This is a genomic window from Streptomyces sp. NPDC093071, from assembly GCF_044754545.1.
Lineage (GTDB): Bacteria > Actinomycetota > Actinomycetes > Streptomycetales > Streptomycetaceae > Streptomyces.
In genome coordinates this window covers 628,897-653,690 of sequence record NZ_JBIVPH010000003.1, presented here as the reverse complement: position 1 = coordinate 653,690, position 24,794 = coordinate 628,897, and the positions used below count along the sequence as shown (strand labels likewise).

Below are 24,794 nucleotides of genomic sequence, written 5' to 3'. Positions count from 1 at the left end.
CCCCGGGGTCCTCACTCCGCCGTGATTCGCCGGTACGCCAGCTCCGCGAGCCGCGCCTGACCGTCCCGGCTCGGATGGAACCAGTCCCAGGGGCTCAACTGGGCGCCGTCGAAGCGGAACCGGTGGACCGCCCCGCCGTCGTACCGGCAGCGCTCGTCCTTCGCGCAGACCTCCGCCAGGACCCCGTTGTACGCGTCCACCCGCGCCGCCACCGTCGTGCGCCGCCGCTCGGCCTCGGGTCCGAGGTTCGTCGCGTCCGCCAGCATCGCGCCGCAGATGCCCAGGTCCCACACGCCGGCCGCGCCGCCGAGCCGGCCCGTCGACCACAGGTGCTTCAGGTCCGGCACGCTCGCCACGTACACCTGCGCCTTCGGCGCCGCCGCCCGCAGCCGGGCGAGCGCCGCCGTGAAGGAGGCGCGGAAGTCCGCGACCGGGGTCATCAGGGCGGGGGTCGGCCGGCAGGCGTCGTTCGCGCCCATCATCACCGTCACCAGCTCCGGCTTCCGGGCCGCCGCGGCGGTCATCTGCTCCGGGAGCTCGGCCATCCGCGCCCCGGTCCGCGCCAGGTTCCAGCTGCGGCCGGCCGCCCTCTCCGGGCCCAGGAGGCGCAGCGCCAGGCTGTTGACGGCCGTGTCCGTCCCGGTCGCCCAGGAGGCCTCCGGGCAGTCCGAGAGGAGCGAGCAGGCGTCGAAGGCGCGGCTGATGGAGTCGCCGACGGCGGCGAGGGAGGCGGGGGAGGCGTTCCAGGAGGAGGTGGGCGTGGGTGGGGGCGTACTCCCGCCGGGAGCCGGCTTCTCCGGGGTCCCGGATGAGCATCCGGCCAGTGCCCCGGCGCACAGCAGCGCCGCCGTCGCGGTGGCGACGGCGGTGCGGAAACGGCGTCGGCCGCGCATCCCCGGCCCCTCCTTCGGCGTCCTCGCGGGTGAAAGCTTCGTGTGCACGGTCATCGGTCCGACCGTACGTCACCCCGATGACGGCGCGGCACGGTAGCTTTTCCCCCGTCGAACCAGAGGCGCCCTCGCCGACCGGCTCCGGTAAATTACATCACGTCACAACCTGTCCCCTTTTTGAGGGTTTGTGAAGATCAGCTCCCGATGATGTTTACTGAGGCCGCTGGGAAAGGCGAACCTCGTCCCACACTGGAGGTCCCGGTGACGACACGTGGAGTCCTGTACGTACACTCCGCACCGCGCGCGCTCTGCCCGCACGTCGAATGGGCGGTGGCGGGCGTCCTCGGTGCGAGGGTCCAGCTCGACTGGATCCGCCAGCCGGCGTCCCCCGGCACCTGGAGAGCCGAGCTCTCCTGGAAGGGCGAGACCGGCACGGCCTCCCGGATCGCCTCCGCCCTCCGGGGCTGGCGGATGCTCCGCTTCGAGGTCACGGCGGAGCCCTGCCCCACCGCCGAGGGCGAGCGCTACAGCGCCACCCCCGACCTGGGCATCTTCCACGCCGTCACCGGAATGCACGGCGACATCCTGGTCCCCGAGGACCGCCTCCGGGCCGCCCTGGCGCGCTCCGCCCAGGGCGAGACCCCCCTGGAGGCCGAGATCGCCAAACTCCTCGGCAAGCCCTGGGACGACGAACTGGAACCCTTCCGCTACGCGGGCGAGGGCGCCCCGGTCCGCTGGCTCCACCAGGTCGTCTGACGGCCCCTGGACACGACGGAGGCCCGCCCCCCGAGCCAGGGGGCGGGCCTCCGGTGCGTCCGTACCGACCGGATCAGACCGTGCGGAACGCCAGGACCACGTTGTGGCCGCCGAAGCCGAAGCTGTTGTTGATCGCGGCGACCGTGCCCTCCGGGAGGGGGCGGGCCTCGCCGCGGACGATGTCCGCGTCGATCTCCGGGTCCAGCTCGTCGACGTTGATGGTCGGCGGGGCGAGGCGGTGGTACAGCGCCAGGACCGTCGCGACGGTCTCGATGCCGCCCGCGCCGCCCAGGAGGTGACCCGTCATCGACTTCGTCGCGGAGATCGCGACGTGGTCCAGGTCGTCGCCCAGGACGTTCCGCAGCGCCTTGATCTCGGCGGTGTCGCCCTGCGGCGTCGACGTGGCGTGCGCGTTCAGGTGGACGACCTCCGACGGCTTCAGGTCCGTCGAGTCCAGCAGGTTCCGCATCGCGGCCGCGATGCCCCGGCCGGTCGGCTCGGGCTGCGCGATGTGGTGGCTGTCGGCCGACAGGCCCTGGCCCAGGACCTCGCAGTAGACGCGCGCGCCGCGCGCCTTCGCGTGCTCCTCGGACTCCAGGACCACGACGCCCGCGCCCTCGCCGAGCACGAAGCCGTCACGGCCGGTGTCGTACGGGCGCGAGGCCTTCTCGGGCTCGTCGTTGCTCTTGGACATCGCCATCATGTTGGCGAAGGCGGCGATCGGCAGCGGGTGGATCGCCGCCTCGGTGCCACCGGCGACGACCACGTCCGCACGGCCGGTGCGGATCATCTCGACGGCGTAGCCGATCGCCTCGGCGCCCGACGCGCACGCGGAGACCGGGGTGTGGACGCCCGCCCGGGCGTTCACCTCCAGACCCACGTTCGCCGAGGGGCTGTTGGGCATGAGCATGGGGACGGTGTGCGGGGAGACGCGGCGGACGCCCTTCTCCTTCAGCACGTCGTACTGGTCGAGCAGCGTGGTGACACCGCCGATGCCGGAGGCGATGACGGAACCGAGCCGCTCGGGCGCGATCTTCTCGTCCTCACCGGCGGGAGCGGTGTAGCCCGCGTCGGCCCACGCCTCGCGGGCCGCGATCACGGCGAACTGCGCCGAGCGGTCCAGCTTGCGGGCCAGCGGGCGGGGAAGGACGTCGCCGGGTTCGACGGCGGCCGTCGCGGCGATCTTGACGGGCAGCTCGGCGAAACGTTCGCCCTCGAGCGGACGGACGCCGGAGCGCCCCGCGATCAGACCTTCCCAGGTCGATGCGGAGTCGCCACCCAGCGGTGTGGTTGCGCCGATACCGGTGACGACCACGGTGCGATTGGTCGAGCTCACAGGAATTCGTTCTCCATGTGTGTGATGGTCGGAATGCGGCGCCACCGCCGGGTGGCTGACCGGAACAGCGAGGGCCGGATCAGCCCTGGTTCTTCAGGATGTAGTCGACGGCGTCGCCCACGGTCTTGAGGTTCTTGACGTCCTCGTCCGGGATCTTGACCTCGAACCGCTCCTCGGCGGCGACGACGACCTCGACCATGGACAGCGAGTCGACGTCCAGGTCGTCGGTGAAGGACTTGTCCAGCTGGACGTCCTCGGTCGGGATGCCGGCGATCTCGTTGACGATCTCGGCGAGACCTTCGACGATCTGCTCCTGGGTGAAGGCCATGGTGGCGCTCCTTCTGTGATTGCTTCGGTAAGGGGCTTCCGGGAGATCCGGGTGCCTAGGGGAGGGTAACGACCGTCGCGGCGTAGACGAGACCCGCCCCGAAGCCGATGACGAGCGCGGTGTCGCCGCTCTTCGCCTTCCCGGTCGCCAGGAGCCGCTCCATGGCGAGCGGGATCGAGGCGGCCGAGGTGTTGCCGGTGGTCTCCACGTCACGGGCGACCGTGACGTGCTCCGGCAGCTTCAGAGTCTTCACCATCGAGTCGATGATCCGCATGTTCGCCTGGTGCGGGATGAAGACGTCCAGGTCGTCCGCCGAGATGCCGGCGGCGTCCAGGGCCTGCTGGGCGACCTTCGCCATCTCGAAGACGGCCCAGCGGAAGACCGCCTGACCCTCCTGCGTGATGGCGGGGAACTTGATCTCGCCCTGCTGGTTGAGCGGCAGGTTCGAGACGTCGCCGCCGTGGAACGCGTCCCACGGGACGGTCTGCTTGATCGTCGTCGCCTTGTCGCCCTCGGAACCCCAGACCGTGGGGCCGATGTGCGGCTCGTCCGACGGACCGACGACCACGGCACCGGCGCCGTCGCCGAACAGGAAGGCCGTCGCGCGGTCCTCCAGGTCCGTCAGGTCGCTGAGCCGCTCGACGCCGATGACGAGCACGTACTCCGCCGAACCCTCGACGATCATGCCCTTGGCGAGCGTCAGGCCGTAGCCGAAGCCCGCGCAGCCGGCGGAGATGTCGAACGCGGCGGGCTTGCCGGCGCCGATGCGGTCCGCGATCTCCGTCGCGATCGCCGGGGTCTGGTGGAAGTGCGACACCGTGGAGACGACCACGGCGCCGATCTGCTCGGGACGGATCCCGGCGTCCGCGATGGCCTTGCCGGAGGCCTCCACCGACATCGCGGCGACGGTCTCCTCCGGAGAGGCCCAGTGACGGGTGGCGATGCCGGAGCGCGAGCGGATCCACTCGTCGGACGAGTCGATCTTCTCGAGGATCACCTCGTTCGGCACGACCCGGGTGGGACGGTAGCCGCCCACGCCGAGGATCCGCGCGTACGGGGCGCCCTTGCTGGGCTTGATCTTCGACATGCTTCTCGACACTCCTAGTCAGACGGCCGCGTGCTCGGCGACGAGCGTACGGGCCGCGTCGAGGTCGTCGGGAGTCTTCAGGGCGACCGTGGCCACATCCGGCAGGGCCCGCTTGGCGATGCCGGTCAGGGTGCCGCCGGGGCACACCTCGATCAGCGCCGTCGCGCCCAGGTCGCGGAAGGTCCCCATGCACAGGTCCCAGCGGACCGGGTTCGCCACCTGGCCGACCAGACGGGACACCACCTCGGCGCCGTCCATGACGACCTGGCCGTCCTTGTTGGAGACGTACCGGGTGGTCGGGGCGGACGGCGACAGCAGGGCCGCCGCCTCCTCCAGCTTCGCCACGGCCGGGGCCATGTGGTGCGTGTGGAAGGCGCCGGCGACCTTGAGCGCCACGACGCGGCGGACGCCCTCGGGCTTGTCCGCCTCCAGGGCGGCCAGCTGCTCCAGGGTGCCGGCGGCCACGATCTGGCCCGCGCCGTTCACGTTCGCGGCCGTCAGGCCGAGCTTCTCCAGGTGCGGGACGGTCACCTCGGGGGCACCGCCGAGCAGCGCCGACATGCCGGTCGCCGTGATCGCGGCGGCCTCGGCCATCGCGAGTCCGCGGGTCCGCACGAGGCGCAGCGCCGCCGTGTCGTCGAGGACGCCCGCGAACGCGGCCGCGGTGAACTCGCCGACGCTGTGACCGGCGACCACGCCGGGCGCCAGGTCGTCGCCGAGCGCGGCGGCGGAGAGCAGACCGGCGGCGACGAGCAGGGGCTGTGCCACGGCGGTGTCACGGATCTCGTCCGCGTCCGCCTTCGTGCCGTAGTGGGCGAGGTCGAGCCCGATGGCGTCGGACCAGGCCGCCACGCGGTCGGCGGCGCCGGGGAGTTCGAGCCAGGGGGTCAGGAAGCCGGGCGTCTGGGCGCCTTGGCCGGGAGCGACGAGTACGAGCACCCTCACACTCTCTCTTGGGGACGGCTCCGAGCGCCCGTGGGGACAAGGACGAAGAACCGTCGGGGGAATTGTTGGTGTTCGACAAAAGTCTAGGACTGCGTATCCCCGTCGGCCAAGCGTCCCAGGATGAGCGCGATCCGCAGGGTGAAGGCGGAACGGACGTCGGAGGGTGACCAGCCGGTGACGTCGGTCACACGTCGAAGCCGGTAGCGCACGGTGTTCGGGTGGACGAAGAGCATCCGCGCCGCGCCTTCCAGGCTGCTCGCCTGCTCCAGGTACACACTGAGAGTTTCCAGAAGCGCCGACCCGGCTTCTTCCAGCGGTCTGTAGATCTCCTCCACCAACTGCTCGCGCGCCGACGGGTCCGAGGCGATCGCGCGCTCCGGCAGGAGATCGTCCGCGAGGACCGGGCGGGGGGCGTCCTGCCAGGCCGAGCAGGCCTTGAGACCGGCCGCGGCGGCCTGCGCGGAGCGGGTCGCCGCGAGCAGGTCGGGGACCACGGGGCCGGCCACCACCGGACCCGCCGCGTACGGTCCGATCAGGGCCTTCGCCACCGCGAGGGGGTTGTCGTTGCCGCCCGCGATCACGACGAGCCGGTTCCCGAGGACCCCGGTGAGGACCTGGAGCTTGGCGTGCCGGGCGGCCCGGCGGATGGCCTCCACCGTCAGCTCGCTGTCCCCGTCCGGGGCCGTACCGAGCAGTACGCACACGTGGTCCGGGGAGTTCCAGCCGAGTGCGGCGGCCCGCGAGACCGCGCCCTCGTCCGCCTCGCCGGACAGCACGGCGTTCACCACGAGTGACTCCAGGCGCGCGTCCCACGCGCCCCGGGCCTCGGCCGCCTGTGCGTACACCTGGGCCGTGGCGAAGGCGATCTCCCGGGCGTAGACGAGGAGCGCCTCGCGGAGCACCGACTCGTCGCCCGGGGCGGCGACCTCCTCGATCGCCGACTCCATGACCTCGATGGTGGTCCGGACCATCTCCACGGTCTGGCGCAGGGTGATCGCCCGGGTCAGCTCGCGGGGTGCGGTGCCGAAGACGTCCGTGGAGATCGCCTGCGGGGTCTCCGGGTGCCGGAACCACTCCGTGAACGCGGCGATGCCGGCCTGGGCGACCAGACCGATCCACGACCGGTTCTCGGGCGGCATCGCGCGGTACCACGGCAGCGTCTCGTCCATGCGCGCGATGGCGCCGGCGGCGAGCCGCCCGGAGGACTGTTCGAGGCGCTTCAGGGTCGCGGAGTGCGGGTGGGAGGCGTTCACGGGTTCAGGCACGGGGACAAGACTGCCTTATCCGGACGCCGGCGTGCGGGGCCGGGGCGGGATCGCCTCCGGCGCGGGCGGGACGGGGTGGCTACGGTGGGGCACGTGATACGCATCCAGCGCGCGGGCGAGCGGTACCCCGGGGGCGACCCGGCGACCGGCATCGAGACCCGGCACGCCTTCTCCTTCGGCCCGCACTACGACCCCGACAACCTCCGCTTCGGTTCGCTGGTCGCCTGCAACGAGGAGCGCCTCGCCCCGGGGGCCGGGTTCGACGAGCACCCGCACAGCCACACCGAGATCGTCACCTGGGTCGTGTCGGGCGAACTCACCCACCGCGACTCGACGGGCCGCGCGACGGTCGTCCGCGCGGGCGACCTCCAGCACCTGAGCGCGGCTTCCGGCGTCCGCCACGTCGAACGCAACGACGCCGACACCCCCCTGGTCTTCGTCCAGATGTGGCTCGCCCCGCCGTCGTTCGACGGAAAGCCGACGTACGAGGTGGTACGGGGCCACGACGGGGACCTCGCGTACGAGGTCCCGGGCGCGACCCTCCGCGTCCACCGCCTGAAGAACGCCGAACGCGCACCGCTCCCGGACGGCGACTTCGTCTACGCCCACGTGACACGCGGCACGGTCCGCGTCGGCACGGAGGAACTCGCCACGGGCGACGCGGCCCGCGCCACCGACGAGAAGGGCCTGAGCCTGCTCGCGACCGGTGACGCGGAGGTACTGGTGTGGGAGATGCGGCGCCTGGGTTAGGCGTGTGCTCCCGACCGTCTCGCGGGTCGGCCGATGCGCCGGGCCCTCCGGGTGCGCGTCATGCGTCGCGCATCGCCGTCCCTCGTCCACCGGGAGATTCTTCGGTGATCACCGAAGAGTCCCCGCCCTAGGGTCGATTCCCATGAACACCGCGACATCCGGCACCGTGCCCGACGCATCGGCCGCCCATCTGACCATCGAGCCGAGCGTTCTGTACTTCGGAACGCCGGTCGTACTGATCTCGACGGAGAACGAGAACGGCTCCTTCAACCTGGCGCCGATGTCCTCGGCCTGGGCGCTCGGCCATGTCCTCGTCCTCGGTCTGGGTCCCGAGGGACAGACCGCGCACAATCTCCTCAGCCGCCCCGATCTCGTGGTCAACCTCCCCGCGCCGGCCCAGTGGCCGGCGGTGGAGCGGCTGGCACCGCTGACCGGACGCAGCCCGATACCCGTCAGCAAGCGCGGCACCTTCCGCTTCGAGCCGGACAAGTTCGCCGCCGCCGGCCTGCGACCTGAACCCTCCGAGCTGATCCGGCCGCCCAGGGCCGCCGAATGCCCCATCCAGTTGGAGGCACGTGCCGCCCGGGTCCAACCCGACGCCTCCGGGGCGTTCCTCATCGTCGAAGCCCACGTGCTCAGGGTCCACGCCCATCCGCATGTCGTCGTGCCCGGATCCCAGCACATCGATCCGTCCGCGTGGAGCCCGCTGATCTACAACTTCCGCCACTATTACGGACTGGGCGCCGAACTCGGCCACAGCTTTCGCTCCCAGACACCCCGGCAAGACCACTGACCGGCTCGAAACCGGTATGACGTGACGTGGAGGGGCTCCTAGCGGAGCCCCTCCACGAACGCCTGCCACGCCTCGGCGCCCATGACCAGGGCCGGGCCCGCCGGGTTCTTGCTGTCGCGGACCGGGACGGCGCCGGGGAAGCCGTCGGCGACCTCGACGCAGTCACCGCCGTTGGTTCCGCTGTACGACGACTTCCGCCACCGTGCTCCGGTCAGGTCAGGACGGGTCTCCATAGCGTTCCTCCATCACGCGAGCGATCAGTGCCGCCGAGTCCTCGACAGAGAGGGCCGTGGCTTGCAGCCGAGCGTAGCCGACCGAACGGTCCTTGATCACGGAGGGATTGGCGGTCATGTGCCCCTGGTCATAGCTCTCGGCGTAGAAGATGTCGGGGTCGTCCTCGAACCTGAGGAGATTGAACGACCCCATGAGCGCCGTGTGTTCACCGGCCGAGAACGGCAGTACCTGGATGTGGACCCAAGGGTTGTCGCGGAAGGTCAACAGGTGGGCCAGTTGCTCGCGCATGACCTCGCGGCTGCCCACTTCCTGCATCAGTGCGGCCTCGCTCAGGACGACCCACAGGGCCGGTGGCTCATCGCGCGCGAGGATGCGCTGGCGTTCGAGCCGGGCCGCCACCATCTCCTCGGTCTTGTCCGGGTAGTCGACGGCCAGCAGCGCCCGCGCGTACTCGGGCGTCTGCAACAGGCCGTACACGACCTGCGCCTGGAAGACGGAGATGTACGTGGCACGCGCCTCCAGGTCCGCGTACGGCTGGAACCACGCCGGCAGTCGGCTGCGCAGCACCAGGCCGACCAGTCGGCAGAACGCCCCGTCCGTGCCGAGGGCCGCGTCCACCCGCTCCGAGAACTCGCGGGTGGGGAGCTTCCTCGCCGTCTCGATCTGGCCGACGAGGGAGCCCGTGCAGAAGATGGCGTCCCCGAGCTGCTGCTGCGTGAGTCGGTGTTCCTCCCTGCGGCGGCGGAGTTCCCAGCCGTAGTAGTCCAGAGGGGAAGCGTTGGGGTCGAGCTCCTGGATGTTGACCACGGTCAGTACCTCCGGCCTACGGCGTTCCTGTCGCTGCGTCGCCGAGCGTAGTCAGGGAGTCGCGGGCCGGAGGCGTGAATCGCGTAAACCACCCTTGTGGGTGGGCCTGTTGGGGAGCGGGCTCAGCTCAGCGCGCTCTTCGCCTTCCAGTCCGCCCAGCTCACGTTCCACGCGCCGTAGCCGTTGCCCTCGGCCACCGTGCCCTTGGTGTCGGCGCCCTTGATCTCGAAGGGGTCGCCCGGCTTCACCAGGGCGTAGAGGGCGGCCGCGTTCTCGTCGCTCATGCCGATGCAGCCCGAGCTGTGGTTGGAGTTGCCGAAGTAGCGGGCGTTCCACGGGGCCGCGTGGGCGTACATGCCTGACCAGGTCAGGCGCATCGAGTAGTCGACCATCTTGTCGTAGGCGTCGCCGAGGCCGACGGTCTCCGAGTTCATGTTGATGGTGCCCTCCTTCGCCATCAGGACGGCCGTGCCCCGCCAGGAGCGCTTGTCGCCGCCGGGCGTGCCGCCGGAGACCGGGATCGTGCGGACGGTGCTGCCGTTCTTCCGCACCGTCAGCTTGTGGCTGTCCAGGTCCACCTTCACCACCTGGGCGTCGCCCACCGTGAAGCCCGTGGCGTAGTCCCGTACGAACCAGCCGCCGCCCGAGTCCGTGCCGTTGAGGTCGGCCTTGAGGGTGACCTTCGTACCGGGCTTCCAGTACTCCTTCGGCCGCCAGTCGGCCCGGTCGCGGCCCGACCAGTCCTTGACCCAGCCCCAGGAGCCCTCGGTGTCGTTCGAGGTCGTCACCTTGAGCTGCTTCTCGACGTCCGCCTTCTTCGTCACCGGGTGGTCGAAGACGATCGAGAGGGGGTGGGCGATGCCCACGGTGGTGTTCTTGCCCGGCGCCAGGGTCAGCTTGTTGACCTTCTCGGCCTCCGGGGTCGAGAAGGACGAGCGGCTGGTTGTCTCCTGGCCGTCGGCGTTGCTGGAGGTGATCTCCGCCGTGTACGAGGTGCCCGGGGCCGCCTTGCGGTCCGACGTCCAGCGCGTGCCGCTCGCGTCCGTACGGCCGGGGAGGGTCCCGCCCTTCGCGTCCGTGATCCGCACCGAGGCCAGCTTGCCGTTCGCGGCCGTCACCGTCACCGGCTTGCCCGCAGCCTTGTCCACGACGGTCACCTTCGCCGGTGGCGCCGAGGACCGTTCCGCCGGACTCTTGTCCGCCGCCTGGGCCGAGCAGGCCGTGAGCGAGACGGCCAGGGCGACGGCCGCGAGGGTGGGACGGGATGTGCGTATCGGCAGCACGGAAGGCCTCCGCGAGTGGGAAAGAGTGGGTTGTTCCGGACTGTAGGACGGCCGGAACGGCGCGGAGGTTTCCGAACAGCCGTGTGACATGGGCTGCGACGGAACGGTCATCGTCCGGTCACACACGCCGCGCGACCCGGTCGCATTCGGCTGTGAGCCTGCTGTGCGCCCCACCACCGAGGGGCGGAACCAGGAGGCCCTCGTTGTGCCAGCGCTGCTCGTGACGGCCGCGTCCGTCGAACGACCCGCTCCCTTCCGGCTCGGCCCCGTGACCCCCGAGGCGTACCGGGCGTTCCTCGCGACCCGTGGGGGAGCGGACGGCCCCAGCTTCCTCCAAGTGCCCGCCTGGGCCGGGGTGAAGGAGGGCTGGTGCCACCAACTGGTGGGATGGGGGCCCGAGGGGGGCGGGCTGACGGGCGTCGCGCTCGTGCTGCTGCGGCCCTTCCCCGGGACCCGGAAGTACTTCGCCTACCTCCCCGAAGGACCCGTCGCCGACTGGGCCGACCCCGACCTGGACGGCTGGCTCGGGCCGCTCCTCGCGCACCTGACCGCCTCCGGGGCCTTCGCCGTGCGCATCGGGCCCACCCCCGCCCACCGCCGCTGGAACGCCGCCACGGTCAAGGCCGCCACCGGGCCCGGACGGCGGCTCTCCGACGTCCTCGCCGACGAGGTCGACCCGCTCGGGACCGCCGTCGCCGAACGCCTCAGGGCCCGGGGATGGCACCGCTGCGGCGGCGACTCCGAGGACGGCGCCGACGCCCAGCCCCGGCACGTCTTCCAGGTCCCGCTGACCGGCCGCACCACCGACGACCTGTGGGCCGGGCTCAACCAGGAGTGGCGCAGGAACGTGCGGAAGGCGCGGAAGGCCGGCGTCGAGGTCACCGTCGGGTCCGCCGCCGACCTGCCCGAGTTCCACCGCCTGCTCCGCGTCACGGAGGAACGGGACGGATTCCGGCTCGGCCGCTCCCTCGCGTACTACGAGCGCCAGTACGCCGTCCTCAACGCCGAGGAGCCGGGCCGGATGAAGCTGTACCTGGCCCGCCACGGGGGCGAGGTCCTCGCCGCGCACACCATGGTCGCCGTGGGCGGACGCGTCTGGTACCAGACCGGCGCCTCCGCCGACCACCGCCGCGAGGTCCGGCCCTCCAACGCCCTCCAGTGGCGCATGATGCTCGACGCCCACGCCCTCGGCGCCGCCGTCTACGACCTGCGCGGGGTACCCTCCACCCTCGACCCGGACGACCGCGCCCACGGCCTCCTGCGCTGGAAGCTCGGCACGGGCGGCCGGGTCGTCGAAACGCTGGGGGAGTGGGAGACACCGATGCGGGGCACGACCAACCAGGCGCTCTACCGCGCCTTCCGGGCCTACCTGGCCCGCCGATGACGGCCACCACCCCGGCCACCGCGCCGACCGCGCCCACCGCGCGGGCCCCGGAGCCGAAGCCCGCCTCCGTCCTGCGCAGCGGCGCCCTCATGGCCGCCGGATCGCTCGTCTCCCGTGCCACCGGCTTCGTCCGCGCCTCCGTCGTCGCCGCCGCGCTCGGCGCGGCCGTCGTCGCCGACGGCTACGCGGTCGGGAACTCCGTCCCCACGATCGTCTACACGCTGCTCCTCGGCGGCGCCCTCAACGCCGTCTTCGTCCCCGAGCTGGTCAAGGCCGCCAAGGAGCACGAGGACGGCGGCGTCGCCTACACCGACCGGCTCCTCACCCTCTGCGCGCTCGCCCTCGTCGCGCTCACCGCCGCCGCCGTGCTCGCCGCGCCCGTCATCGTCGACGCGTACACCGACTACACGGGCGCGCAGCGGGACATGACCGTCGCCTTCGCCCGGACCTGCCTCCCGCAGATCCTCTTCCTCGGGCTCTTCACGCTCCTCGGGCAGGTCCTCAACGCCCGGGGGCGGTTCGGCGCCATGATGTGGACGCCCGTCCTCAACAACGTGGTCGTGGTGGCGGTCTTCGGCCTCTTCCTGGTCGTGAGCGACGGGGGCGCGCTCAGCGCCGGGGAGACCGCGCTCCTCGGCTGGGGCACCACCGCCGGGATCGCGCTCCAGGCCCTCGCCCTCGTCCCCCCGCTGCGCGCCGCCGGGTTCCGCTGGCGGCCCCGCTTCGACTGGCGCGGCAGCGGCCTCACGGCCCCGCTGCGGTCGGCCGGCTGGCTGGTCCTGCTCGTCCTCACCAACCAGGGCGCGTACTGGGTGACCACCTGGATCGCCACCTCGGCGGGCGGCTCGGCGACCGGCGGCGGCGCGGGCCTCGCCGGATACAACAACGCCTATCTGCTGTGGGCCGTCCCGCACGGGATCATCACCGTCTCCCTGGTGACCGCGCTGCTGCCCCGGATGAGCGGCTCGGCGGCCGACGGCGACCTCGCCGGGGTCCGGCGGGACGTCTCGTACGCGCTGCGGACCAGCTCGGCCGCCGTCGTCCCCGCCGCCTGCGCGCTCCTCGCGCTCGCCGTGCCCCTGATGACGGTGGTCTTCCGGTACGGGGCGACCGGCGACGACGACATCCGCGCGATGTCCTGGATCCTGATGGCCCTCGCGCCCGGCCTGATCGCCCTCTCCGGCCAGTACGTGTGCACCCGCGCCTTCTACGCCCTGCGCGACACCCGCACCCCCTTCCTGCTCAACCTGGTGATCGCCGGGCTGAACGCGGGCCTCTCCTTCGCCGCGTACCTCCTGCTCCCCGCGCGCTGGACCGTCGCGGGCATGGCGGGGGCGTACTCGCTGGCGCTCTGGGCGGGCTGGGGCGTGACGGCGTACGCGCTGCGGCGACGGCTCGGGAGCGGGGGGACCCGGGAGCCCGGGGATGCCGGGGGCTCCGCCGCCGGGCTCGCGCGGCTGCTCGTCGCCGCCGTGCCCGCCGCCGGGTACGGCCTCCTCGTCACCGACCTGACCGGCCCGGCCGGGGCCGTCCCCGCCGGGCTCGCCGGGGCGCTCGCGATCCTGGCCGTCTTCGCCGTCCTGGCCCGGCCCCTGCGCCTCACCGAACTGCGGGACCTGTTGGGACGGCTCCGGCCCCCCGCCCGCCGCGCGTGACCCCCTCCGACGACCTTGGGATACTCCACAGATGCCCCGCGTGCTCCTGATAGAAGACGACCCCTCCGTCCGCGAGGGCGTCGAACTCGGGCTGCGGCGGCGCGGGCACGAGGTGCGGACCGCCCCCACCGGCGAGGCGGGGCTCGCCGCGCTCGGCGACTTCCGGCCGGACCTGCTTCTGCTCGACCTGATGCTGCCCGGCATGAACGGCGTCCAGGTCTGCCGACGGGTACGGGAGAACAGCCAGCTGCCGATCATCATGCTGACCGCCCGGGGCGACGACTTCGACGTCGTCGTCGGCCTGGAGGCCGGAGCCGACGACTACATCGTCAAACCCGCCCGCACCGAGGTCATCGAGGCGCGGATACGGGCCGTGCTCCGGCGGATCGAGGAGCCCGGCTCCGGGCGGTCCGCCGTCGAGTCCCACGGGGCGCTCGCCATCGACCGGGCCGGGCTCACCGTCGCCAAGGCGGGCGAGCGGATCGCCCTCGCCCCCTCCGAGATGAAGCTGCTGCTCCACCTCTCCGCCGCCCCCGAGCAGGTCTTCAGCCGGCAGCAGCTCCTCGAACACGTCTGGGAGCACAGCTACCACGGGGACGCCCGGCTGGTCGACGCCTGCGTCCGCCGGCTCCGCAACAAGATCGAGGACGTCCCCGGGGAGCCCCGCTACATCCAGACCCTGCGAGGCTTCGGCTACCGCTTCGGACCGCTGTGAAGCTCCGCGGGATCACGGGCTTCCCTTCCGGAAGCCGCCGCCGGGCACGCGCCCCGCGCCTGCGCCCCCACCCCTTCGGTCTGCGGACCCGCCTCGTCCTCGCCTTCCTGCTCGTCGCCGCCGTCGGCTGCGGCACCACCGCCGCCCTCACCTACCGGGCCGCCCGCAACGCCATCCTGGAACAGACCCAGAACACCGCCGTCTCCGCCTTCCGCGAGCAGGTCGACGCGCTCTACGTCACCCTGCCCGTCGACCCCGACAGCCTGCGGACCGACCTCCTCCGGATCGCCCGCCAGGGCAAACCCCGCCCCTGGCGCGTCTACGCCGAGTACGGCACCGTCCGGGTCTCCTCCACCGACCGGCCCGCCTCCTCCGTCATCACCCCCGAACTGCGGGCCCGCGCCCGGGCCGGGGACGCCTCCCCGCACGCCGGCTTCCAGCGGGTCGTGAAGGGCGGCACCCCCTACCTGACCATCGCCGTCCCCGCCGTCTTCCGGTCCCACCCCACCGAGGGAACCGCCCGGCCCACCGGCCTCGTCCTCTACGCCGTCATGGAGCTGAACGAGGAGGAGGCCAACGTCGAGGCCATGGTCACCGCCGCCCGCGACGGCGCCCTGCCCGCCCTCGCCGTCGCCCTGATCCCCGCGCTCCTCGCCGCCCGGGGCGTCCTGCGGCCCGTGCGGGAGCTGCGGCACGCCGCCCACAGCATGGGACAGGGCCGCCTCGACACCCGCATCCACATCAAGGGCGGCGATGAACTCTCCGACCTGGCCCGCACGTTCAACGAGTCGGCCGCCCGGCTCGAACGCTCCGTCACCGAACTCCGCGAGGCCGAGGCCCGCGCCCGCCGCTTCGCCTCCGACGTCTCGCACGAACTGCGCACCCCGCTCGCCGGGATGCTCGCCGTCACCGAGGTCCTGGACGAGGACGCCGGGAGCCTCGACAGCGACACCGCCCGCGCGGTCCGCCTGATCAGCGCCGAGACCGGGAAGCTCGCCGTGCTGGTCGAGGACCTGATGGAGATCTCCCGCTTCGACGCGCGCGCCGCCGAGCTCCACACGGACGAGGTCGACGCCGCCGACTGCGTCCGCAAGACCCTCCAGCACCGCCGCTGGAACGATCCGGCGCGGGTCGTCCCGCGGCTCACGGAGGGGATCAGGGCCAGGCTCGACCCGCGCCGCTTCGACGTCGTCGTCGCCAACCTCGTCGGCAACGCCCTGCGGCACGGCGAGGCGCCGGTCACGGTCCGGCTGTACGCGGAGGGGGACGTGCTGGTGACGGAGGTGTCCGACCGGGGCCCGGGCATCGACCCGGAGGTCCTGCCGCACGTCTTCGACCGCTTCTACAAGGCGGACCGGGCCAGGACCCGCTCGGCGGGCAGCGGCCTCGGCCTCGCGATCACCCTGGAGAACGTACGGCTCCACGGCGGCACCGTCACGGCCGCCAACCGGCCGGAGGGCGGGGCCGTGTTCACCGTACGGACGCCGCTGTGAGGCGCCGGACCGGCGCCGCCCTGCTCGCGCTGCTCGCCCTGGCCGGCTGCGGCATACAGGAGACCGACGTGGTCGAGGCGGGCGAGGCCGCGACCGTCGTCGTCCAGCCGGTCCCCGAGGACCGGATGGTCCTCTACTTCCTCGGCCCCGACGGGCAGTCGCTGCCGATGGTCCGGGACGTCGGGCCGCTCGCCGTCCCGTCCCCCACCCGCCCGGCGGACGGCGCGGAGGACGGCCGGGTCCCGTACGACGGGTTCGGCCCGGGGTACGAGACCTCCACCGGCACCCCGCACGGCGGCCGGGTCGCCCCCGGCAAGGCCCTCGCCGCGCTGATGGCCGGCCCGAGGCCCCACGAGGCCGCGACCGGCGTCACCACCGCCCTGCCGAGGGGCGTCGACCAGGCGCCGCACGTGGAGGCGGACCCGTCCGGATCCGCCTCGGCGCTCCGGCTCCGGGCCCCCTTCCCCGTCCGGGGCCTCCCTGCGGCGGCCGTCCGCCAGCTCGTCTGCACGGCCGCCCACGCGGAACACCCGGCGGGCCGCGCCGAGGTGACGGTCACCGGCCCCGACGGGACCCTGCCCGCCGCCCGCTGCGAGGACTGACGGCTCACCGCCGGGCGAACGTCCGGCGGGAGACGAGGTTGGCGATCGCCACGTAGACGACGGCGGGGATGCCGTAGTCGAGCAGCACCTGAACGACGTGCTCGGAGACGTCGAAGAGCCCGATCGACCAGCCGGCGAGCCAGTCGGCGGCGGTGTGGAACCAGTCGACGACGGTGTTCGCCCGGTTCGCGTCGAACAGGTCCAGGAGGATCCAGACGACCAGGATGCCGGCGAGGACGTGGGCCACGGTTCTTATGACGGAGTCGATGCCTCTCATGGACTCCGTTTTGCCCGCGTCGGCCGCGACAAACGGCCCCCGCGGGCCGGTTATGCCGCCCGCAGGTCCGCCAGGACCGCGTCCGTGAACGCCGGCCAGGCCTCGACCGCCCACGGCCCGAAGGGCCGGTCGGTGAGCGCCACGCACGCGGCCCGCGCGTCCGGGTCGATCCACAGGAAGGTGCCGGACTGCCCGAAGTGCCCGAAGGTGCGCGGCGAGGAGCCGGCGCCCGTCCAGTGCGGGGACTTCCCGTCGCGGATCTCGAAGCCGAGCCCCCAGTCGTTCGGCCGCTGGTGCCCGTAGCCGGGCAGGATGCCGGTCAGGCCCGGGTACGTGACGGTCATCGCGTCCAGGACGGTCCGGGCGTCGAGGAGCCGGGGCGCCTGCACCTCGGCGGCGAACCGCACCAGGTCGTCGACGGTCGACACGCCGTCCTTGGCCGGCGAGCCCTCCAGGGTCGTGGAGGTCATGCCGAGCGGCTCCAGGACCGCCTGGTGCAGGTATTCGGCGAAGGGGATGTCGGTGGCCTTCGCGATGTGGTCGCCGAGGGCCTCGAAGCCGGTGTTGGAGTAGATCCGGCGGGTGCCCGGCGCGGCCTGGACCCGGTTCTCGTCGAAGGCCAGGCCCGAGGTGTGGGCGAGGAGGTGGCGGACGGTCGAGCCCTCGGGCCCGGCCGGCTCGTCCAGGTCGACCGCCCCCTCCTCGTACGCGACGAGCACCGCGTACGCCGCCAGCGGCTTGGTCACCGAGGCGAGCGGGAAGCGACGCCCGGTGGGGCCGTGGGCCCCGGCGAGGGTGCCGTCCGCGCGGACCACGGCGGCGGCCGCGGTGGGGACGGGCCAGTTCTCGATCGACGCCAGACTCGGCAGGCTGCTCTCCATGGGCCCGAGCCTACTGGGAGCACTTGCCTGGAGTGCACTCCAGGGTTTTAGCGTGGGGGCATGAGCGCGATCGCGAGCACGAGCGGTACCCGGGAGCACTACACCATCAGCGAGGTCGCCGCCCTGACCGGTCTCACGGCGCACACCCTGCGCTGGTACGAGCGGATCGGCCTCATGCCGCACGTCGACCGTTCGCACACGGGGCAGCGCCGCTTCACCCCGCGCGACCTGGACTGGCTGGCCTTCGTCGGCAAGCTGCGGCTGACCGGGATGCCGGTCGCCGACATGGTCCGGTACGCCGAGATGGTGCGGGCCGGGGACCACACCCGTGAGGAACGCCGTGAACTCCTGGAGGCCACCCGGCGGGACGTCCTCGCCCGGGTCACCGAGCTCCAGGACACGCTCGCCGTGCTCGACTTCAAGATCGCCCACTACGGGACCGTATGCGGAGGAACGCCTTCATGACCAGCGTGACCAGGATCGACACCGTACGCCTCGGGGGCCAGGACGGCCCGGAGGTCGGAGTCCAGGGCTTCGGCGCCATGGGCATCAGCGAGTTCTACGGCGCGACCGACGAGGCCGCCGCCCGCGACACCCTCGACGCGGCCCTGGAGGCCGGCGTCACCCTCATCGACACCGCCGACATCTACGGCAGCGGCGCCAACGAGGAGTTCCTCGCGCCCTTCCTCGCCGCCCACCGCGACGAGGTCGTGCTCGCCACCAAGTTCGCCATCGAGCGGCGCGCCGACGACCCCTCCTACCGGGGCATCCGCAACGACCCCGCGTACATCAGGAGCGCCGTCGAGAACAGTCTGCGCCGCCTCGGCGTCGAGACCATCGACCTCTACTACATGCACCGCCGCGACCCGCAGGTCCCGTTCGCGGAGTCCGTCGGCGCGATGGCGGAGCTGGTCCGGGAGGGCAAGGTCCGCTTCCTGGGGCTGAGCGAGGTCACCGGGCCCGAACTGCGCGAGGCGCACGCCGTGCACCCGATCGCCGCCCTCCAGTCGGAGTGGTCGCTCTTCTCCCGGGACGTGGAGCGCAGCGCGGTCGGCGCCGCCGCCGACCTCGGCGTGACCGTCGTGCCGTACTCGCCGCTCGGCCGGGGCTTCCTGACCGGGGCGTTCGCGGACGCCGCCAAGGACCTGCCGGACGGCGACTTCCGCACGCACCAGCCCCGCTTCACCGGCGAGAACGCGGAGCGGAACGCCGCCCTGCTCGACCCGGTCCGCAAGATCGCCGCCGCCCACGGGGCGACCCCGGCGCAGATCGCCCTCGCCTGGGTCCAGCGGCGGGCCTCCGTGCACGGCCTCACGGTCGTCCCGATCCCCGGCACCCGCAAGCGCTCCCGCCTCCTGGAGAACGCGGCCGCCACCCGCATCACCCTGACCGACGCCGAACTGGCGGAGCTGGAGCCGATCGCCGGCCTGGTGGCGGGCGACCGCTACCCGGACATGAGCTTCACGTCGGTGAGCCGGGAGGTCTGAGCACCCCTCGGAAGGGTTCACCCGAGCCCCAGGGCGAACACCCCGAAGCCCGCCGCGAGCAGTCCCGCCAGGGCGCGGCGGGCGGGCCCGGCCTCCGTCCACGGGGACTCGAAGCCCCGCGCGTACCGCCCGATCAGGACGAGGAGCCCGGCGAAGACCGGCATCCAGGCGAGCCGGGCCAGGATCCAGCCCGCCGAGTCGGGCGCGCCGACCAGGCCCGCGACCTCCCCGGCGTACGCGGCGGGGACGGCGGCGGCGAGCATCGCCGTCTGGTGCCAGCACAGGACGGTCATCGCGGAGAGGTTGACGACCACGACCGGGGCCCAGAGCGCGGGCCGCCGCAGGAGCGCGCCGAGCCGGTCGCGGAGCAGGATCGCGGCGCCGCTCTGCGCGGCGGCGAGGGCGAGGACGAGCAGCGACGGCGGGTGCGAGTTGGTGCGGGCCTCGCCGGGGACGCCGACCATCGACGCCGGGTAGCCGAAGACGAGCAGCAGGACGGCGAAGAGTGCGGCCCCGCCGAGGAGCAGGCCCCACGCGTGGCGCCGGGTCACCCGGCCCTCGCCCCACGAGACGCCGAGCTGATAGGCGAAGAGCCAGCCGGGCAGGACGTTCAGGAGGCTCAGCCAGGACGGCACGGCGTCGGCGTACGGCCCGTAGCGCAGGAGGTCGACGACGGCGACCGAGCCGAGCAGCGGGGCCGCCGCCCACGCTCCGAGCCGGCGGGCGGCCCATACGCAGGACGGGGTGAGGGCGGTGACCACCGCGTAGACCCCGACGAACCACAGCGGCTGGACCACCAGCGTGGACGCCGTCCGCAGGGTGTCCACGGGCACCCCGAGCCCGAAGTGCAGCAGGGGCAGGAGCACCGCCCACACGGCGGTGACCCCGAGGACCGGCCGCCCGAGCCGGGCGAGCCGTCCGCCGAGCCACGCGCGCGTGGAACCCTTCCGGCGCCGGTACGAGAGGGCGGACGCGTAGCCGCCGACCAGGAAGAAGATCCCCAGCATCTGGAGGACCCAGCTGACCGGCGCGAACCCGGGGAAGGCGGAGAGCGGGCTGGCGTTGTGGAGCGCGCCGTCGGCGGAGAGCGTGAAGCCGCCGAGCAGCCAGTGACCGGTGGGCACGGCGAGCAGGGCGACGGCCCGCAGCCCGTCGACCGCCCGGTCGCGGTGGGCGGGGGTGGCGGCCTCGATCCGCCGGGCCGTACGGCTCATCAGGGCGAGGGAACTCATCGCACGTCCCCCTCGGCGATCGCGGCGAACGCCCGCAGGGACGAGGTCCCGGCCGCGAAGTAGCCGCCGTGCCCGGCCGCGTCCTCCGCCGGGATCCGGCGCGCCCCGAAGGACGGCCCGGTGGGGTCGGCGCCGTGCCCGAGGCCCGCGAAGGAGACGTTCGGGACGCGGTCGATCCAGTCGGTGGGGTCCTTCGCCGCCCACACCCGCGCGGAGGTGCCGAGTTCGGCGACGTTCTCCGCGCGCATCCCCGGCGAGCCGAAGACCACCAGGTCCTTCGCCTTCAGCTCGTGGGCGGCGAGCCCGCAGACCACCGAGCCGTAGCTGTGGCAGAACACCGAGGGCTCGGCCGCCCCGACGGCCGCGAGGCCGTCCGCGAACCGGGCGAGCCGCTCGGCCCCGGCCTCGGCGAGCCGGCCGGTGGCCGCGTCCAGACCGACGCCGACGGGGGTGGTGTACCCGGCCCAGGCGACGACGGCCGTGCGGTCCCCGGTCGCCCGGCGCAGCGCGGCCGCCATGTCCGCGAGCGGCCGGACGTGCCCGGCGTCGACGTCGGAGCCGGGCACGATCACCGCCACGTGCGCGGCCCGCGCCAGGTCCCCGTACACCAGCGCCACCTGCCCCCGGCCGCGCGGATCGTGCGCGAGCACCCGCGCCTCCCCGAACCGCCCCTCCGTCGTCAGGGCGTTGGCCTCGTACCGCAGCTCCAGAGGAGCCCCGTCGAGGTTCCCGACGACGGCCGGGTGCTCCCGCACCAGCCTCTTCCTCTGTACGGGATCGAGTCCCGCGAAGAACCGCGCGGTCCCGGCCGGCCCCATCCCCTCCGGGTCCGGCAGCCCCGCACCCACCCACGCCCCCGTCCCGACCGGCGCCCCGGTCACGGCCTCCTGGGCACCCCCGGACGCCCAGCCGGCCGTTCCGGCGACCGCGAAGGCCGCCAGGGCCACGGTGATCAGGGTCCTCGCAGTGCGGCGCATGGGCCCGCCCTCCCTCTCCGGCTTCTCGCTCGTCCGCCGGTCGTCCGGCGACGGGAGGAAGGTAGGAAGGGAGTGGGTGACGGCACGTCACACCGGGGAGCCAACCGCCCCTTGATACCGGGGTAGGGGGTGGAGGAGCGGCCGGCCCCCGGGAGGGGGTGGGGTTTCCCCCAGGGCGGGCCGTACCGGCGGGTCAGGCGGTGCCCGGCGTCACGAGCCCCGACTCGTAGGCGAAGACGACCGCCTGGGCCCGGTCGCGCAGGTCCAGCTTGGCCAGGACCCGGCCGATGTGGGTCTTCACCGTCTGCTCGGCGAGAACCAGGCTCTCCGCGATCTCCTGGTTCGACAGGCCCCGGGCGATCAGCTCCAGGACCTCCGTCTCGCGCGGGGTGAGGCCGTTCAGGCGCAGTGCCGCGGTGTCCCGGCGCGGGGCCGGGCGGGAGGCGGCGAAGTCCGCGATCAGGCGCCGGGTCACGGACGGGGCGAGCAGCGCCTCGCCGGCCGCCACCACCCGCACCGCCGCGATCAGGTCGGCGGGCGGCGCGTCCTTGAGGAGGAAGCCGGACGCGCCCGCGCGCAGCGCCTCGTACACGTAGTCGTCCACGTCGAAGGTGGTCAGCATCAGCACCTTCGGCCGGTGCGTGACCCCGGCCGGCGGGTGCAGGATCTCGCGGGCCGCCGCGAGCCCGTCCAGCTCGGGCATCCGCACGTCCATGAGGACCACGTCCGGGTGCGCCGACCGCGCCACCTCCACGCCCCGCCGCCCGTCCGGCGCCTCCCCGACGACGTCGATGTCGGGCTGTGCGGCGAGCAGCGCGGCGAAACCGGCCCGCACCATGGCCTGGTCGTCGACGATGATGACGCGGATGGTCACGCGGGGTCCTCCGTGCGCAGGGGAAGCCGGGCCGCGACCCGGAAGCCGCCGTCGGGCAGCGGCCCGGTGTCCAGCGAGCCGCCGGTCAACCGTACGCGCTCCCTCATCCCGACGAGCCCGTGCCCGGTGCCGGGGGCGCCCCGCTCGACGGACGAACCGTCCTCCAGGGAGGGCCCGTTGACGACGAGGACCGTCAGCCACCCCCCGTCCGCCCGGACCGCGACCCGGGTCGGGGCGCCGGGCGCGTGCCGCACGACGTTCGCGAGGGCCTCCTGCACGATCCGGTACGCGGACAGGCCCACGGCCTGCGGAACGTCCCCGAGATCGGCGGCGAGCCGCAGCTCGGCCGGCACCCCGGCCCGTACGGTCGCCTCCACCAGCTGCTGGACCCGGTCGAGCCCCGGCTGCGGGGCCAGCTCGCCCCCGCCGCCGTCGCTGCGCAGCACGGAGAGCAGCCGGCGCATCTCGGCGAGGGACTCGCGCGCGCTCGCCGCGATCGAGCCGAACTCCTCGCGGGCCGCGTCGGGAAGCTCCGGGATGCGGTACGGCGCCGAATCGGCCTGCACGGTGATCACGGACATGTGGTGGGCCACGACGTCGTGCAGTTCGCGCGCGATCCTGGCCCGCTCCTCCAGGAGCGTGCGGCGGGACCGCTCGGCCTCACTGATGGTCTCCTGCTCCGCGAGCCGCCGCTGGGCGTCGCCCCGCGCGCGTACCGCCGAGGTGAGCAGGAGCAGCACCCCGCTCAGGACGAACAGCAGGGTGTGGACGCTGGTGTACCCGGCGGGCCGGAACGCCTCCAGGACGTATCCGGCGGCGCCCGTCGCCAGCCAGACGCCGAACAGCGCCCGGCGGGACTCGCGCAGGCCGAGCGCGAGCATCAGCGCGCAGTAGCCGACGACGAGCGGCGGGGGCCAGGGCCACAGGTGGGCACGGGTGCCGTCGGCTGCGAGCAGCAGGAGCGCGCCGATCACGTCGGCGGCGAAGATCACCCACCAGGCCTGGAGGGGACGGGTGACGGCGAGCAGCAGCGGCGCGGTCTGCGCGGTGCCGACCGCTCCGGCGAGGGCGCCGTTGAGGCCGTAGTCGTCGGTGAGCAGGAGGACGGTGGTGGGGAGCAGCGAGGCGGTGAAGGCGAGCGCGACGACGTACGGCAGCAGCCGCACCCAGCGGGAGGAGGCGTCGGCGAGGAGGGGCGCCCCGGGGGTGGTCGGGGTGGTGAGCGCGGCCCCGAACCCCTGGAACGTCCCGCGCGCCCGGACGACCGCCCGCCGGGCCCGGGTCCCGGCGGGGGCGGACCGGGGGCCGGGGGACGGCCGGGCCGTGGACGGCCGCTCGTCGGGCCGGGGCGGGGTGGGCGGCTCGGGCCGCGGTGCGGTGGTCATGGCCCGCCCAGGGTAGGCAGCGGCCCCGGTCCCCGGCGTCATACCGGGGACCGGGACGCGGCCTGATACCGGGGTATGACGCCGGGGTTCTTTGATGGCGCTCGGGCCCGGGCTCGGGGTTCAGGGCTCCGAGCCGGGGGCTCAGGACCTGCGTCTCGGGACCCGGAGGCTCGGGGGCCGGGGGCTCAAGACCCTGGGCTCGGAGCCGGGAAGCCGGGGCCCGGGGACCAGGGGCTCGGATCCGGAGTCCCAGGGGCCAGATGAGCAGGGCCCGGAGGCTCAGGGGCTGGAGGCTCAGGGCCCGGGGCTCAGAGCTCCGCGAGCAGCTCCGCCTTCTTCGCGGAGAACTCCTCGTCCGTCACCAGCCCCGCCCGGTGCAGCTCGCCCAGGTGGCGAATCCTTTCGGCCACCGCGCCGGGGGTACGGGACCCGACGGGCACGGGGGCCCGGTCCGAGGCCCGGATCGCCGCGAGGACGGCGGCGGCGAAGGGGAGGGACTCGTGGACGAGCCCGTACCCGAGGCCGAAGACGACGGACGCGGGGTCGTGGTCGGGCTGGGTCGGCCGGGGCCCGCCGTCCCGGAGCACCAGCCGCAGGTGCCCGTCGAAGACGTCGGGCGAGCGCCACTCGATCCCGCACAGGTCCCGTACCGAGAAGGTCTGGTCGCCCGCCTTCCACTTCTCCGAGGAGGCCCCCGTCCAGAACCAGCGGAACGAGACCTCCGCCCGGCCGTCGAAGGACGCCTTCCCGTCGTACGCCTTGAAGGACAGCGGCCCCGCGGGCGGTGCCACGAGGAACCGCTCGGCGGGCGTCACGATCCCGCCGGCCCCGTACGCCTCCTCAGGACCGTCGAACCCGTCCGTCAGGCCGGGTCCGTTCGTCAGGCCGGGTCCGTCGAGGTCGTCCAGGTCGTCGAGGCCGTCGTACAGGGCGCCCCCGCCGTGTCCGGCGGCCCCCGCGGCCCCCGGCTCCGGCGGCAGGAGCGCCCGCAGTTCGTCCCGGTAGTACTCGGCGAGCGTCTCCCGGTCCGCCGGGAGCACGAGCCGGTACGGATCGGAGCTCTCCTTGAGCTGCCCCGCGGCCGCCTCCATCAGCGGATCGGCGCCCGGTCTCGGCACGGCGTGGAGCACGACGGTGTTCCGTTTCCCGGGCGTGAGCGTCACGGACGCCAGCGCTTCGTACGGTACGCGGCGTTCGCGCAGCACCTGGAACAGCTTCGGCGCGCGGATCCCCCGTTCGAAGCGGATGACGAGGGCGTCGCTCTCGAACTCCCAGGCGGCATGAATTCCGGCCAGCACATCACCCATACGCCTCATCGTAAGCGGCGCCCGCTCCGGCGTCGCCCCTGTGAAAGGTCC

The 24,794-nt window shown here is 73.4% G+C and carries 26 protein-coding genes; 10 read left to right on the top strand and 16 right to left on the bottom strand.

Annotated features, from left to right (window positions below):
- Positions 1–11 precede the first annotated feature (11 nt).
- Positions 12–893, bottom strand: coding sequence for an SGNH/GDSL hydrolase family protein (locus ACIQD7_RS14315; RefSeq protein ID WP_402441789.1), 882 nt, complete (start codon positions 891–893; stop codon positions 12–14).
- 258 nt (positions 894–1,151) lie between these two features.
- On the opposite strand from ACIQD7_RS14315, the gene ACIQD7_RS14310 reads away from it, so the two are divergent.
- Complete coding sequence (locus ACIQD7_RS14310) at positions 1,152–1,646, top strand: DUF3145 domain-containing protein (RefSeq protein WP_351971400.1); 495 nt, start codon at positions 1,152–1,154, stop codon at positions 1,644–1,646.
- A gap of 73 nt (positions 1,647–1,719) precedes the next feature.
- Here ACIQD7_RS14310 and fabF read toward each other — a convergent pair whose 3' ends face one another.
- From fabF to fasR, 5 genes are all read right to left on the bottom strand, one after another.
- On the bottom strand, positions 1,720–2,982 hold the full coding sequence (fabF, locus tag ACIQD7_RS14305) for a beta-ketoacyl-ACP synthase II (RefSeq protein ID WP_402441788.1): 1,263 nt from the start codon (positions 2,980–2,982) through the stop codon (positions 1,720–1,722).
- A 79-nt stretch (positions 2,983–3,061) separates the two neighbouring features.
- Positions 3,062–3,310: an acyl carrier protein gene (locus tag ACIQD7_RS14300; protein ID WP_121830573.1), complete on the bottom strand. Its 249-nt coding sequence runs from the start codon at positions 3,308–3,310 to the stop codon at positions 3,062–3,064.
- Between the two features lie 55 nt (positions 3,311–3,365).
- A complete protein-coding gene (locus ACIQD7_RS14295) occupies positions 3,366–4,397 on the bottom strand; it encodes a ketoacyl-ACP synthase III (protein WP_121830572.1) in 1,032 nt (343 codons plus the stop codon).
- A gap of 18 nt (positions 4,398–4,415) precedes the next feature.
- Complete coding sequence (locus tag ACIQD7_RS14290) at positions 4,416–5,336, bottom strand: ACP S-malonyltransferase (RefSeq protein ID WP_402441787.1); 921 nt, start codon at positions 5,334–5,336, stop codon at positions 4,416–4,418.
- 89 nt (positions 5,337–5,425) lie between these two features.
- Complete coding sequence (gene fasR / locus ACIQD7_RS14285; protein WP_121830570.1) at positions 5,426–6,607, bottom strand: fatty acid biosynthesis transcriptional regulator FasR; 1,182 nt, start codon at positions 6,605–6,607, stop codon at positions 5,426–5,428.
- Between the two features lie 93 nt (positions 6,608–6,700).
- On the opposite strand from fasR, the gene ACIQD7_RS14280 reads away from it, so the two are divergent.
- Both ACIQD7_RS14280 and ACIQD7_RS14275 read left to right on the top strand, forming a co-directional pair.
- Complete coding sequence (locus ACIQD7_RS14280) at positions 6,701–7,357, top strand: pirin family protein (RefSeq protein ID WP_402441786.1); 657 nt, start codon at positions 6,701–6,703, stop codon at positions 7,355–7,357.
- 142 nt (positions 7,358–7,499) lie between these two features.
- A complete protein-coding gene (locus ACIQD7_RS14275; RefSeq protein ID WP_402441785.1) occupies positions 7,500–8,150 on the top strand; it encodes a flavin reductase family protein in 651 nt (216 codons plus the stop codon).
- Positions 8,151–8,188: 38 nt separating this feature from the next.
- Here the strand turns inward: ACIQD7_RS14275 and ACIQD7_RS14270 are convergent, their stop codons facing one another.
- The 3 genes from ACIQD7_RS14270 to ACIQD7_RS14260 all read right to left on the bottom strand — a co-directional run bounded on the left by ACIQD7_RS14270 (position 8,189) and on the right by ACIQD7_RS14260 (position 10,474).
- Positions 8,189–8,383, bottom strand: coding sequence for a DUF397 domain-containing protein (locus tag ACIQD7_RS14270; protein ID WP_121830568.1), 195 nt, complete (start codon positions 8,381–8,383; stop codon positions 8,189–8,191).
- Positions 8,367–9,191, bottom strand: a complete 825-nt coding sequence (locus tag ACIQD7_RS14265) for a DUF5753 domain-containing protein (protein WP_402441784.1) — start codon at positions 9,189–9,191, stop codon at positions 8,367–8,369. The genes ACIQD7_RS14270 and ACIQD7_RS14265 overlap by 17 nt, the downstream gene beginning before the upstream one ends.
- A gap of 122 nt (positions 9,192–9,313) precedes the next feature.
- Positions 9,314–10,474, bottom strand: coding sequence for an Ig-like domain-containing protein (locus ACIQD7_RS14260; protein ID WP_402441783.1), 1,161 nt, complete (start codon positions 10,472–10,474; stop codon positions 9,314–9,316).
- Between the two features lie 205 nt (positions 10,475–10,679).
- Between ACIQD7_RS14260 and ACIQD7_RS14255 the strand changes: the two genes are divergently transcribed.
- From ACIQD7_RS14255 to ACIQD7_RS14235, 5 genes are read left to right on the top strand one after another with little or no spacing between them, the layout of a single operon-like run.
- A complete protein-coding gene (locus ACIQD7_RS14255; protein ID WP_402441782.1) occupies positions 10,680–11,858 on the top strand; it encodes a lipid II:glycine glycyltransferase FemX in 1,179 nt (392 codons plus the stop codon).
- Entirely contained in the window at positions 11,855–13,513 is a 1,659-nt protein-coding gene (gene murJ, locus ACIQD7_RS14250) for a murein biosynthesis integral membrane protein MurJ (protein WP_402441781.1), read from the top strand. The genes ACIQD7_RS14255 and murJ overlap by 4 nt, the downstream gene beginning before the upstream one ends.
- 31 nt (positions 13,514–13,544) lie before the next feature.
- Complete coding sequence (locus tag ACIQD7_RS14245) at positions 13,545–14,228, top strand: response regulator transcription factor (protein WP_121830564.1); 684 nt, start codon at positions 13,545–13,547, stop codon at positions 14,226–14,228.
- Positions 14,225–15,721, top strand: coding sequence for an ATP-binding protein (locus ACIQD7_RS14240; protein WP_402441780.1), 1,497 nt, complete (start codon positions 14,225–14,227; stop codon positions 15,719–15,721). The genes ACIQD7_RS14245 and ACIQD7_RS14240 overlap by 4 nt, the downstream gene beginning before the upstream one ends.
- Positions 15,718–16,323, top strand: coding sequence for a hypothetical protein (locus ACIQD7_RS14235; RefSeq protein ID WP_402441779.1), 606 nt, complete (start codon positions 15,718–15,720; stop codon positions 16,321–16,323). Before ACIQD7_RS14240 ends, ACIQD7_RS14235 begins: the two co-directional genes overlap by 4 nt.
- Positions 16,324–16,327: 4 nt before the next feature.
- Here ACIQD7_RS14235 and ACIQD7_RS14230 read toward each other — a convergent pair whose 3' ends face one another.
- Both ACIQD7_RS14230 and ACIQD7_RS14225 read right to left on the bottom strand, forming a co-directional pair.
- Positions 16,328–16,570, bottom strand: a complete 243-nt coding sequence (locus tag ACIQD7_RS14230) for a hypothetical protein (protein ID WP_351971389.1) — start codon at positions 16,568–16,570, stop codon at positions 16,328–16,330.
- Between the two features lie 80 nt (positions 16,571–16,650).
- A complete protein-coding gene (locus ACIQD7_RS14225) occupies positions 16,651–17,481 on the bottom strand; it encodes a serine hydrolase domain-containing protein (protein ID WP_402441778.1) in 831 nt (276 codons plus the stop codon).
- A gap of 60 nt (positions 17,482–17,541) precedes the next feature.
- Between ACIQD7_RS14225 and ACIQD7_RS14220 the strand changes: the two genes are divergently transcribed.
- Positions 17,542–17,946, top strand: a complete 405-nt coding sequence (locus ACIQD7_RS14220) for a MerR family transcriptional regulator (protein ID WP_402441777.1) — start codon at positions 17,542–17,544, stop codon at positions 17,944–17,946.
- Positions 17,943–18,968 (top strand): aldo/keto reductase, encoded by a 1,026-nt coding sequence (locus tag ACIQD7_RS14215; protein WP_402441776.1) that lies wholly within the window; start codon positions 17,943–17,945, stop codon positions 18,966–18,968. The genes ACIQD7_RS14220 and ACIQD7_RS14215 overlap by 4 nt, the downstream gene beginning before the upstream one ends.
- A gap of 17 nt (positions 18,969–18,985) precedes the next feature.
- Here the strand turns inward: ACIQD7_RS14215 and ACIQD7_RS14210 are convergent, their stop codons facing one another.
- The 5 genes from ACIQD7_RS14210 to ACIQD7_RS14190 form a co-directional block, all read right to left on the bottom strand.
- Positions 18,986–20,200: an acyltransferase gene (locus ACIQD7_RS14210; RefSeq protein ID WP_402441775.1), complete on the bottom strand. Its 1,215-nt coding sequence runs from the start codon at positions 20,198–20,200 to the stop codon at positions 18,986–18,988.
- A complete protein-coding gene (locus ACIQD7_RS14205; RefSeq protein ID WP_402441774.1) occupies positions 20,197–21,177 on the bottom strand; it encodes an alpha/beta hydrolase in 981 nt (326 codons plus the stop codon). The genes ACIQD7_RS14210 and ACIQD7_RS14205 overlap by 4 nt, the downstream gene beginning before the upstream one ends.
- Before the next feature lie 193 nt (positions 21,178–21,370).
- Entirely contained in the window at positions 21,371–22,051 is a 681-nt protein-coding gene (locus ACIQD7_RS14200) for a response regulator transcription factor (RefSeq protein WP_121830555.1), read from the bottom strand.
- Positions 22,048–23,436, bottom strand: a complete 1,389-nt coding sequence (locus ACIQD7_RS14195; RefSeq protein ID WP_402441773.1) for a histidine kinase — start codon at positions 23,434–23,436, stop codon at positions 22,048–22,050. Before ACIQD7_RS14195 ends, ACIQD7_RS14200 begins: the two co-directional genes overlap by 4 nt.
- A 308-nt stretch (positions 23,437–23,744) precedes the next feature.
- Positions 23,745–24,743 carry a DUF4429 domain-containing protein gene (locus ACIQD7_RS14190; RefSeq protein ID WP_402441772.1) on the bottom strand — a complete coding sequence of 333 codons (999 nt, stop codon included), beginning with the start codon at positions 24,741–24,743 and terminating at the stop codon, positions 23,745–23,747.
- Positions 24,744–24,794 lie beyond the last annotated feature (51 nt).